Source organism: Burkholderia sp. Ac-20353 (assembly GCF_017104785.1).
GTDB lineage: Bacteria > Pseudomonadota > Gammaproteobacteria > Burkholderiales > Burkholderiaceae > Burkholderia.
In genome coordinates this window covers 172,383-183,880 of record NZ_JAAGPL010000002.1, presented here as the reverse complement: position 1 = coordinate 183,880, position 11,498 = coordinate 172,383, and the positions used below count along the sequence as shown (strand labels likewise).

Below are 11,498 nucleotides of genomic sequence, written 5' to 3'. Positions count from 1 at the left end.
GAATTGCTTCATAAACCTGACTTACTTTAGTGTGAGACTCTTGATACTTTTGCTATCCCGATCCGAGGACCGGGCTCGCTGTCATCAAGCGCCCACACTTATCGGCTGTTAATTTTTAAAGAGCGTTTCTGCGAGAAGCTTGGCTTCTCAGCAGCGCTGCGTTTTCAGCAGCAGAGAAATGAGATTATGAACACTGTTTCGCAGTTCGTCAACAACTTTTTACTACCTCGTTGCGACTGCGGGGTTCATCTTCCTTCGCCAGCCAAACGTCTAACCAGACATTCAACCAACTTCGCTTCCCCTTCTCCCGCGCCGCGTTGCCGTTAGCGCGAAAGAGGCGAGATTGTAGGCATCGGCCCCGGCCTGCGCAAGGGGGTTTGTAAAATAAATTCGAAAGCCCCCGTAAATATCTAAATCATTGAAAAGAGCCTCCGTGCGCGGCCGCGCACGGAGGCTTTCAGGCTGATGCTGCAAATGTCACCGCATATAGGAACCCGTCCATGGGACGAGGACTGTGCGCGCTGTCGAGTATCATGCGGCGATTGCATCACGCACAACGACCCAAGATGGACAGCACCGCCCAATCCGACGAAGCAAACCTCCGCGCCGAATATGCGGCACTACGCGAACGTGCCACGTTGCTGGAGGAACAGGTCCCACCGTTGCTGCAACGCATTTCAGATGTGTTGCCTCGCATCGGCGGGCAATCCGCCCAGGCAGACGATTACCGGGAATGGCTGGTCGGTGCGCGAAACGCCGCCTTGGTGTCCATCGAGAACTATCAGCAGGCGATCCCGTTCTTGCAGACGGCAGAATCGGTCATCGAGCAACTCGACAAGACACCGGAACGCGACGAAGACGCGGAATGGCGCGACGCGTTGCTGCAGCGCCTGGATGAGCTGATCGACGTGGCCGTGGTCATGATCGACGACGCAGCGGCACATTACGAGCAAGCGCAGGATCCTGATCCCGCAGACGTTCCTCAATCGCTTCTCGACGATTGAAGCCTCGGTCGCGCCGCCGTCCGGCTGTGAGCAAACGCCACTCCGGACGCGCTGCCGCCCCACCACGCCGGCGACACGACTCCGGCATCCCGGCGTCAGTTACTCCAACGGGAAAATTCAACTGCGACAGCTCGAACCTGTCTGATGCGACCGCGTGAGCGGTTCGACATACGTTCACATACGTTCGCCGCGCATATATCCGCGCGCTTCCCGTAAAAGCTCACCTTGAGCAACGCGCATGCGACGATCCGATTCAAGGGCACGCCCGTAACGCGCGCAGCATGCCGACGCGGTACGCGACCTGCTTTGACTGTCCCGCCAGCATTCGGCGCCGTTCCGCGAACATGTGTCAACCGAATCGAAGCGATTGCATCTGCCCCGATCGAGCTACGGTGCAAGAAGGCCGTCACTGGCGCTCACCATCGGCACGCGGATGAATCCCCCTCCGCATCCCCATAAGCGGATGCGCGGCCGTCCAGCACGAATTGCGCAGTCAACGCGCAAAGTGCAGCGTCTCTTGCATCGACGGTGGTCAACGTCCTGATATCGACGCCCAGACTGGCCAGCAATTGCTTGCGCTGAACGCCCTTCTGCTTCGCGGACGCAACGTCCTTGCCCAGCAGCGCACACGTAATCGCATGCGGATAAGTCTCGAAGCACACGCGTCCGCCCGCATAGTGCGGCACACTCAGAAGCGGATACGCGTCGGACAGCGCCCGATAGACCCGTTCGCCGGTAAACATCCAGTCATAGAAGCCTGTTGTATTCGCGAGCGCCCGTTCCCGCGTCGGCGTCGAGAACAACGAAATCCGCTCGCTCACCAGTGCGCGTTCGGCCGGCCGATGGCCGTCGCCGGCCCACCACCGGCTCGGCGAATCGACACCGACCGCCACGACTTCATGGTCGAGACACAACTGGAGCAACGCCTCCGGCGCAACCTGCTCGGCGCGATACAGGATCGACGTGCCGCGCAGGATCACGAGATCGCATTGCTTCCTGTTTCCGCCGACATCGACGCCGGCGACAGTGTGCATTGCCGGCACCGCAGCCTGCTCACGCGCCGTGCCGGACGCCGCCCGCTTCGCCGGCATGCTTACTCCGACGGCCGCGCGTCGTACGCGGCATCGAAAATGCCCTCGAGCCCCGGATGAACGCCGCGCATCCGATCGACGACCGCCTTGGCCCAGTCGAAATACGCCTGCTTCCGGTCGAGCGGCCAATCCGCAGGCGGACGGTTCGCGATGTCACGCAGGTTGCAGATCTTGTCGGCCAGCTTCACGAGCTTCGCACGACGGCTGATCTGCGCGGCATGTTCGACCTGCAGGCGCTTGCGCTCGTCCTTCGGCAACGACTTGTCGTCCGTCACCTCCATCACGATGTCCGCAACATCCTTGCCGAACAGGCGCAGCAGCTCCTGCTCGGTCGTCTCCGTGTCCTCGACCGTGTCGTGCAGCACTGCGGCGACGATCACGCGCTCGTCCTCGATGCCGGCTTCGTTCGCGAGCACGTTGGCCAGCGCGATCGGATGATTGATGTACGGGGACGCCTCGTCGTCCTTCCGTCGTTGATTGCGATGCTTGTCCGCCGCAAACGCAATGGCTGCTACCAGCTTGTTCATGATTACCCCCTGAGTGGCCGGACCCGCCGGTCCGGCCGACCGTGTGCCAGCCCATTCTCGCAGATGCCGCGCACGCCACGATGACGGCCCACGCAGCCGCGCCGCCGCGACCGTGCGACCGTGCGACCGTGCGACCGTGCGACCGGGACGCCGGACGCCGGACGCCGGACGCCGGATGCCGGATGCCGGATGCCCGAACCTACGCGACAACCGGCTCCCGCTGCAGCGCCACCACGTTGACCGGTTCGCCAAACACCTCCTTCACGAGCGGCAGCAGATGATCGTGGTGCGTGAGGAACAGCACCTGCGTCCGCGTGGACAGGTCCCGCAACGCCTCGAGCCCCGCCTTCGCACGCGCGTCGTCGAAATTGATGAACAGGTCGTCGGCGACGAACGGCAGCGCAGTCCGGTTCGCGAGCTGCAGTTCGAGCGCCGCGATACGCAACGCGAGGAACAACTGGTCGCGCGTGCCCTCGCTCATCCCGGTCACCTCGACCGCCGTGCCTTTCGTGCGCCGCGCGGAAAGCGCGGGCGGCGTTCTTTCGGTATCGACCGTGAGCCGCGCGAACTCGCCGAGCGTCAGCCCCGCAAAGATTTCTCCCGCGCGCTTGAGCATCGGCCCCTGCTTCTGGTCGCGGTAGCGATCCGTCGCCCACTTCAGCAGCCGGCTCGCGGTCGCCGCCTCCAGATACTGTTCGGCCGCATCACCCATCGATGCCAGCGCTTCCTGCCGCTTCGCCTCGGCCACGGCCGCGTTCGCCTGGCCGTTGATCGCGCCGAACGCCTGCTCGGCCACCACCTGCTTCTGCGCGAATTCGTTCAGCCGCTTGCCGACGTCGCCGAGTTCCTGTTTCACCGACTCCAGACGGGCCGGCACCTCGGCGATCTCCTGCTCCGCGATCTCGGCCGCGATCGCCTGCTGCGAAAGACCGTCGCCGTCGCGGACCAGCGCCTCCTGCGCCCCGCCGATCGCCTTCAGCAGCTCGCGCCGCCGATCGGAGCGCTCGGCAAGCGGCAACGCCGCTTCGATCGCGCCCACGCCGGCCAGTTGCAGCAGCGGCTGGATCCGCGCGTCCGCGCCCGCGACGGTGGCGACCGCGTCCGCGACCTTGCCCTCCGCGTGACGGATTGCGTCGTCGGCCCGTTCGATCGCTTTCGCGGTTTCCTTCGCGGCCGACAGGCGCACCGTCAGCCTGCGCGCAACCTCGAGCCAGTCGTCGCCAGTCAGCCACGCAGGATCGAGCGCTTCGGCGAGCCGGCTCGCGCCCGATTCCAGCGCAGAGAGATCGGCACGCATCGCGGCGATCCGATTGCGCGGCGCGTCCGCTTCGGCAAGTTCCGCCGCGACCGTGTTCGCCAGTTCGACTGCGCCTTCCGCCGCAGCGAGCGTCACGGCACTCGACGTGAGTTTCGCGTCAGCCAACGCGTCCCGCCATTGCGCATGCCATGCGTCGTAAGCCGTCTGCGCGTGGTCGATCTTCAGTTGCGCACTGGCGCACCCGCGTTCGGCCTGCCGCACCTGATCCTCGAGACTGCCCTTCTGCGCGATCGATTTCTCCGCCGACTGCACGAACGACTCGGCCGCGACGACCAGCGCCGCGAGCCCCTCCGCTTCGCTTCCGCGCGACACCGTTTGCAACGCCGCAAGCAGCACCGCCTGAGCCCCGGCGCGTGCCGCACACGTCTCGTCGAATTCGTGTTGCAGACGGGCGAGCGTCACCTGCGCGGTCATCGCCGCGTCGCGCTTTGCCAGCCAGTCGCTCATGTCGGCAAGCGGCATGCCCGGCACGCCGGCCGCTGCCGCAAGTTGCGTCCACGCGTCGCGACTGACGGACTGCTCCCGCTCGCGCTCGCTCAGTGCAGCCTGCCTTCGCATCAGGTTCGCCCGGGACGACTCGACCTGCTGACGCAGCGACTGCAGTGTCGCCGCCGCCTGCGTGGTGCCGAGCCGGGAATCGACGAGTTCGTCCGCAAGGCGGATCGCATCGTCGACAGCCGGTGCGCCAGCGTCGACACCGACCGTCCCGCGCTTGACGTCGCCCCACGCATCGTCGCGCCGCACACGCGCCGCCAGCACGTCCGCGGTCGTCACGACCTTGTTGCTCTCGGTGAAATGCCGCTCCTGCAGTTCGAGCCGCTCGAGCTCTTCCCGCGCACTCTCCAACGCTTCGCGTGCCGCGGCGACCATGCTCGCCTGCTCGCTGTCCTCCTTCAGCAACGCAGCGAGCCGGGACGTGGACGGCAGATCGAGCGTGCGCAGCACGTCCACCGGCCGGCGCCATTGCCCGAGCTCGTCGAGCGCGTACTCCAGTGCACGTGCAGCAGCCGCGACTTCGCGATCGAGCGCCTGCTCCCGCTGTCCGCTGTTCCTGAAACCCTGCGCGTCGGCAAGCGCGGTGCGAAGCGCGTCCGGTACCTCGACAGTCGACAGTCCGTCGAGCTGATCCTTCAGCTGCGCGCGCTCGCGCGTTTTTTCGTCGAACGCGTCGCGCGCGCCGATCAATGCCTGATGCAACGCGCCGTGGTCGCGCAGCAGGTTGGTGACCGTCTTCAGCGACAGCGCCTTCGGCAGCGCGGCGCGCAGCATCGCTTCGTCCGCCGGCCAGCCGAGCTGGGCAGCCGCGCCGAACGCGGCGGACAGGTGACGCTCAACCTCCGCGTCGCGCAACAGCAAGTCTTGCCGATGGTTCGCGCATGCGCTGCGCAGCTTGTCGAGCGCGTCGATATCGCCCGCGAGTGCCAGCGCGTCGACGTCCGCCTCGATCGCATCGCGCGACTGCCGCTTGGCGGCCAGGTCCGCGCGCCGCTCCTCCAGCACCTTCTGCTCCGCCGCGAGATCGCCCTGTGCCTTCAGCAGATCGGCATAGGCCGTCGGCGGCATGTCGACGACGTCGCCGAGCTCGGCGAGTGCACCCTCCTTGATCGTCAGCTCCTTCAGATACGGCGCGAGCCGCCGCACGCGCTCGAGCTTCGAGCGCAGCGACTCGAGCCCGCGCTGTGCGGCACGCAAGCGCTCGATTTCCTGCTCGACCGCTTCGCACGCCTCCTTGCGCTCGACCCAGTCGCGCGTGCGGACCTGCACCGCCTTCAGTTCGCTCACGGCGTCATTGAAAGCCGACTCGGCCAGCGCAAACGCGCTGCCGCTGCGCCGCGGCGCCCAGAGCTCGCCCGAGCGCGCTTCGAGTTCCTCGCGCACGGGCCCGAGGCTGCCGACGCCTGCCGCCGACTCGAACAGCACCTGGCCGAGCTTGTCGGACGCGTCGAGAATGCTCCTGCCGCCTTCGACGAGCCGCCCGTGATCGAGCCCGAACATCTGCTCGAAGAACTCCTTGCCCGCACCGTCGAGAACGGCCGCCAGAAAATCGTCCGGCAAGCGCTCGTCGGCGGGCGTGCGCAGCGGACTGCGGCCGCGCGCCCGATGAAACGCGAGCTCGCCCGCACCGCTTTCCAGCACGCCGCCGATTCGCAGTTCCGGCGTGCTGTGCAGGAAATCGAGCGGCGTCTGCAGCTTCATGCCGAACAGCAGCTCCGATACGGCCGTGCGGATCGTGGACTTGCCGGCCTCGTTCGGGCCGACGATCACATGGAAATCGTTCATCGCCCGCGGAAACCGCAGCGTCTCGTCGGTGAACTTGCCGTACTTGATCAAATCGAGTTGCTTGATACGCATCGCTCACTCCCCCCTGGCCAGACGCGCGAGCAGCGCGGGACCGACCTGCTGCACCAGCGCCGTCAGCTCGCCGGCCCTCGCGAGCGCAAGCAGCGGCGCGTCCTCCTTCACCTCGCTGCGCACCTTGCCGACGAACGGCCGCAGGTCGCGTTCGAGCAGCGCGATGAACTCCGGATCCTGCGCCGCCGCCGCGAGGATCTGCTTCAGGTCTTCCAGCGCTTCGAGCTGCTCGCTCGCGCCGTCCGTGGCGTCAGTGGCGTGCGCTGCGGATGTCGCGAGCTTGACCTTCTCGAGCCAGAGCCGCTCGTTGCCGATGATGCCGATCTGGTTCAGCACTTCCGCGCGCAGCTGCGTCGCGCGTCCGAAGAAGAGACCATGCGCGGGGGTCTGCCCGGTCACCGTCACGCGCACCGCACGCGGCACGTGACCGTCGACCGACAGCAGCGCTTCGAGCGACTGGCCGATCTTGCGCGACAGGTCCGCGATCGACACGCAGTCGGATGCATCGACCGACACCGCCTCCCAGCGCAGCACATCGAGATACAGGCGCTCGACGTGCGTGTGCCCGTTCTCGACGGTGACGATCACGGCGCCACGGCGTCCCGTCTCGCGGATATGCCGGCCCTGCAGGTTCCCCGGAAACACGATCGTGGACCGCTCCGCCCATTGCTGGAACTCGTGCACGTGCCCGAGCGCCCAGTAGTCGTAGCCTTTCGCGTGCAGCTCCGCGCGCGTGCAGGGCGCGTAGCTCGCATGGGCCGCGTAGCCTTCCAGCGCGGTGTGCAGCACGCCGATGTTGTAATGGCCGGGCACCGGCTCCGGATAGCCGAGCACGAGGTTGTCGACGACCGCCTTGTCCTTGAAGCTCTGTCCGTGCAGCGCGACGTTGAATTCGGGCAGCACGTGGACTTCCGGCTTGCGGTGACTGAAGACCGTCACATTGTCCGGCAGCGTCAGCTTCTTCGTCATCTCGCTCTCGGCATCGTGGTTGCCCCACAGCACGAACGCGCGGATGCCCGCCTTGCGCAGACGCCCCATCTGCTGGCTGAAGAAGATGCCGGTGTTGTGATCCTTCCAGTCGCCGTCATACAGGTCGCCGGCGATCACGAGAAAGGCCACCTCTTCTTCGAGCGCGCGATCGACGAGCTGCCGCAGCGCCTCGCGGGACGCATTGCGCAACTGCGCGGCCGGCGCATCGGGATAGGCACTCAGGCCATGCAGCGGGCTGTCGAGGTGAATGTCTGCCGCGTGGATGAACTTCACGAAGATTCCTCAAGTACGTATCGGGTCAGGCGCAGGAGATGCCGACGGACGGCCGCGTTCGACCATTGTCGCGGCGCCGGTTCGACGAGCACGCGCTCAGTCGGGCCAATCGAACCAATCGGACCAATCGGGTGGCATCTCCGTAACCGGCGATTGTAGTGGCCATTGTCACTCTCCGCGCGGTACGCGCCGACGCGCCTGCGGCCCCGGAATCGCGGCGTCAGGCCTGATTGGCATCGCGCCGGTACTCGGCCGGTGCCTTGCCCACCAGCTTGCGGAAGTCGCGCGTGAAATGCGCCTGGTCGAAATAGCCGAGCGCGTGGGCCAGTTCCGCCAAGTCGATCGGCTCGCCGCCGGCAAGCTTGTCGGCAGCTTCATGCAGGCGGTAGCGACAGATCACCCACTTGGGCGTCACACCCACGTAATCGGCAAAGAGCTGCTGAAGCGTGCGCTCGCGCAGGCCGGCGCGTTCGGCCAGGTCGCGCACCTGCGTGAGGCCGATGTCCTGCTGCAGCATTTGCAGGATCGCGTGGATGCGCTCGACCTGCGGATCGGGCCGCGGCAGCACACGCAGCAGCAGCGTCTCCGCGGCCGACACCATGCCGGCGTCGTCTTGTGCGCCGAGCACGATGTCGTCGGCTTCGGCATCACTGCCGCCGAGCAGCGTGGACACCGGCAGCACTTTGTCGGTCAGCAAATGCACCGGCTTGCCGAAGAACGCGCGAAAGGCGCCGGGCCGAAAGCGCAGGCCGATCACGCGCCCTGCTTCAGTCAGCGTGGTCTCGAATGCGCCCGACACCACGCCGAAGACGCCCGTCTGCCGCCGGTCAAACACCAGATTCACGCATGGATACGGCAGCGTTCGCTGCACATGGGGCGGCTGGCCACGCAAGTCCCATTCGACTATCCAGTGGTGATCCAGCACACCGGCCAATGCGGGACACGGGTGGTAGCGATTCAGGCGGAAGCGCTGGTGGAAGGCCAGTGGAGCGACCACGCCCTTCGGTGTTTCGGTGACGTTACGCAAGTCGGTCATGATGAAGGCGTCGGATGCGATGCCGCGATGATGCACTGCCGCAGCGGGTTTTTCCAAGACGACTGCGCGCGGCCGCACTACATTGGCACTTCTGTTCCCGACCACACTCCGGAGCCAACGGTGCCCCAAGACCGCCACCTGATCTTCTACCACGCGCCGCGCAGCCGATCGGCCGGCGCCCGTATGCTGCTCGAAGAGCTGAACGCCGATTACGAACTGCACGCGTTCGACCTGCGCAGCGGCGAACACCGCAAGCCCGATTACCTGGGCATCAACCCGATGGGCAAGGTGCCCGCGCTGCGCCACGGCGATGCCGTCATCACCGAGCAGGTCGCCGTCCATCTGTATGCCGCGGAGCTGTATCCGGAAGCCGGCCTGGCGCCGGCGGTCGGGGATTCGCTACGCGGGCCGTACCTGCGCTGGATGGCGTTCTACGGTTCGTGCTTCGAGCCAGCCATTGTCGACCGCTCGATGAACCGCCCGCCTGCGGCGTACTCCACGTCGCCCTACGGCGACTTCGACACCGTCATCAATACGATCTGCGCGCAGCTGGACAAGGGGCCCTACATGCTGGGCGAGCGCTTTACGGCGACGGATGTGCTGTGGGGTGCGGCGCTGAACTGGGCCACGATGTTCAAGCTGGTACCCGAGACGCCCGTGGTGCGCGCCTATATCGACCGCATCCTGGCCCGCCCGGCCATCCAGCGCGCACAAGCGGCGGATGCGGCGCTGGCGGCGCAGCATGACAAGGTCAGGACGGCCGCAGCACCATCCTGAATCACGGCTTGAACGTATCGCCGAGCGCGACGCCTTCCCGGCGCGGATCCGTGCCGCCCTGCAGCACCGGCTGCTGGTTGACCTGCACGCGCATCACCGTGTTCACGCCGCTCGGTTGCGCCGCCGTCGACACCTTGTGGCCGAACGCGATCAGCCCCACGATCAGCGGGTCGTTCGCGCCGTTGTTCGCGGTGTCGACGTTCGGATGCTCGCCGCCGATCGTGGTCGTCGGGCTGTTGCCCGCGCCGAAGTCGATCAGCCCGGCGGACTGCTGCGCGTCGAGCCCCCAGTCCAGCGTGCCGACGAGCGTCTTGATGACGTACGGCGGAATCGCGCCGCCACCCGGCGAACCCGTCGCCATCACGAAATCGTCTTTCGATCCGTCCGCGGCGATCCGGAACACCATCGTCGGCGCCATCGAGCTTCGCGGCCGCTTGCCGGGCTGCAGGCGGTTCGCGACCGGATTGCCGGCGCTGTCGGTCGGATTCACGGAGAAATCCGTCAGCTGGTTGTTCAGCAGGAAGCCGTGCGTCATGTGGAACGAACCCATGCTCGACTCGACGGTCGTCGTCGCGCTGAGCACATTGCCGTCGCGGTCGACGATCGTGAACTGGTTCGTGCCGTGCTCGATCAGCGTGGTATCGACACCGAGCGGCACCGTGCCGAGATTGCCGGGCTGCGCGGTGCCCATGCTCCGCTTCAGGTCGATCAGCGTCGCACGCGTCTTCAGATACGGTTTGTTGAGCAGCGTGTCCCAGGTGCCGCCGGGCGGCGGCACGAAGTCGGTATCCGCGACGTACTTGTCGCGATCCGCATACGCGAGCCGTTCGGCCTCCGACACCAAATGCACGGCAGCGACCGTCGGCTTGCCGCCTTCGCCGTCGATCGCCGTCGGCTTCATCGACTCGAGGTCGAAATTCTCGAGAATGCCCAGCGCGGACGCGACCGCGATGCCGCCCGACGACGGCGGCGGCATGCCACACACCCAGTAGGTCCGGTAAGTCGTGCAGACGGGCTCGCGGCGCTTGGCCTGATACGCGCCGAGATCGGCCACCGTCGTCTTGCCCGGCGTGATCGTCGAGCCGTCGGCACCCTTCGTCGCCGCGATCTTCGCGACGATGTCCTGCGCGATCGGCCCCGTGTACAGCGCGTTCGCGCCCGTTTGCGCGAACAGCGTCAGCGTCTGCGCGTACGCGGGATTCTTCAGCACCGTGCCGAGCGTCTTCGGCGATCCGTCCGCGTTGAGGAAGTACGCGGCGGCCTCGGGGTCGCGCTTCAGATTCGCGGCATTCGCGGCGATTGCGTCGGCGAGGCGGCCGCCGATCGGAAAGCCGTTCGTCGCGAGCGCAATTGCATCGCCGAACAGATCCTTCCATGCCAGTTTGCCGTGATCCTGCTGCAGCAACTCGATCAGCCGCGGAACACCGATCGTGCCGATCGAACGGCCGCTCTCGCGTGCGTTCGGCTGCGGCGCAGAATGATCGCTCCGGTCGTCGACATAGCGCAGGTAGTTCCCGGTGGCCGCAGCCGGTGCCGTCTCGCGGCCGTCGTACGCGTGGACCGCTTTCTTTTGCGCGTCGTAGTAGAGCAGCACGCCGCCGGCCCCGAGGCCGGTCGCCTCGGGCACCGTGAGCCCCAGCACGGCCTGCACGGCGACCGCTGCATCGGCGGCGGTGCCGCCCTTCTTCAGCACCGCGCAGCCGGCCGCGCTCGCGTATGCGTTCGAGGTCGTCACCATGTACGTCTTCGCATAGACGGGTTTCAACCCGGTGCGATAACCCGACGACGGTTCCGGCAGCGATGGATCCCCCGGCTGGCTGGAGCCCACCACGACCGTCGAGCCGCCGTTGTCGACCGCGCGACAGCTCGCACCCTGAGCGGGCTGCTTCGCGTTGCGCAGTTCGTTTTCGACGTTGCCCCCGCATGCCGCCATCAGCATTGCGGTGAGGAGCACGGCTGCATACGGGAATATCGCGTGCTGATTCATTGAATTCATGCGCTTCGATCGGCCGTTGCGTAGCCCGGGGATTTGCCTGCTTCGCTCTCCACCGGCAGGCAATTCGGTCGATATTCCCATGAACCGGTTTTTGTTCGCAACCGGGAAAGCGAGGCCACGCAGGCGAATCGTCG

General features: G+C 66.2%; 7 protein-coding genes and 1 pseudogene. 2 read left to right on the top strand and 6 right to left on the bottom strand.

All coding sequences use genetic code 11. The features are described 5' to 3' along the window. Window positions 1-566 precede the first annotated feature (566 nt). Window positions 567-1,004: an ATPase gene (locus G3N94_RS00850; protein WP_205789912.1), complete on the top strand. Its 438-nt coding sequence runs from the start codon at window positions 567-569 to the stop codon at window positions 1,002-1,004. Window positions 1,005-1,391: 387 nt separating this feature from the next. Here the strand turns inward: G3N94_RS00850 and G3N94_RS00845 are convergent. From G3N94_RS00845 to G3N94_RS00825, 5 genes and pseudogenes are all read right to left on the bottom strand, one after another. Further along, window positions 1,392-2,038: pseudogene (locus G3N94_RS00845) on the bottom strand (DUF429 domain-containing protein). A gap of 59 nt (window positions 2,039-2,097) precedes the next feature. Next, entirely contained in the window at window positions 2,098-2,622 is a 525-nt protein-coding gene (locus G3N94_RS00840) for an HD domain-containing protein (RefSeq protein ID WP_205789910.1), read from the bottom strand. A gap of 199 nt (window positions 2,623-2,821) precedes the next feature. Beyond that, complete coding sequence (locus G3N94_RS00835; protein ID WP_205789908.1) at window positions 2,822-6,292, bottom strand: YhaN family protein; 3,471 nt, start codon at window positions 6,290-6,292, stop codon at window positions 2,822-2,824. Window positions 6,293-6,295: 3 nt separating this feature from the next. Further along, entirely contained in the window at window positions 6,296-7,555 is a 1,260-nt protein-coding gene (locus G3N94_RS00830; protein ID WP_205789900.1) for a DNA repair exonuclease, read from the bottom strand. 220 nt (window positions 7,556-7,775) lie between these two features. Next, complete coding sequence (locus tag G3N94_RS00825) at window positions 7,776-8,591, bottom strand: helix-turn-helix domain-containing protein (RefSeq protein ID WP_205789967.1); 816 nt, start codon at window positions 8,589-8,591, stop codon at window positions 7,776-7,778. A gap of 120 nt (window positions 8,592-8,711) precedes the next feature. Between G3N94_RS00825 and G3N94_RS00820 the strand changes: the two genes are divergently transcribed. Further along, on the top strand, window positions 8,712-9,368 hold the full coding sequence (locus G3N94_RS00820; protein ID WP_205789898.1) for a glutathione S-transferase: 657 nt from the start codon (window positions 8,712-8,714) through the stop codon (window positions 9,366-9,368). A gap of 1 nt (window position 9,369) precedes the next feature. Here the strand turns inward: G3N94_RS00820 and G3N94_RS00815 are convergent, their stop codons facing one another. Further along, window positions 9,370-11,355, bottom strand: coding sequence for a gamma-glutamyltransferase family protein (locus G3N94_RS00815; RefSeq protein ID WP_205789965.1), 1,986 nt, complete (start codon window positions 11,353-11,355; stop codon window positions 9,370-9,372). Window positions 11,356-11,498 lie beyond the last annotated feature (143 nt).

Coding starts and splice junctions, on each gene's coding strand:
- G3N94_RS00850 (WP_205789912.1), top strand. CDS start 567: ATGGACAGCACCGCCCAATCCGACGAAGCAAACCTCCGCGCCGAATAT.
- G3N94_RS00835 (WP_205789908.1), bottom strand. CDS start 6,292: ATGCGTATCAAGCAACTCGATTTGATCAAGTACGGCAAGTTCACCGAC.
- G3N94_RS00825 (WP_205789967.1), bottom strand. CDS start 8,591: ATGACCGACTTGCGTAACGTCACCGAAACACCGAAGGGCGTGGTCGCT.
- G3N94_RS00840 (WP_205789910.1), bottom strand. CDS start 2,622: ATGAACAAGCTGGTAGCAGCCATTGCGTTTGCGGCGGACAAGCATCGC.
- G3N94_RS00815 (WP_205789965.1), bottom strand. CDS start 11,355: ATGAATCAGCACGCGATATTCCCGTATGCAGCCGTGCTCCTCACCGCA.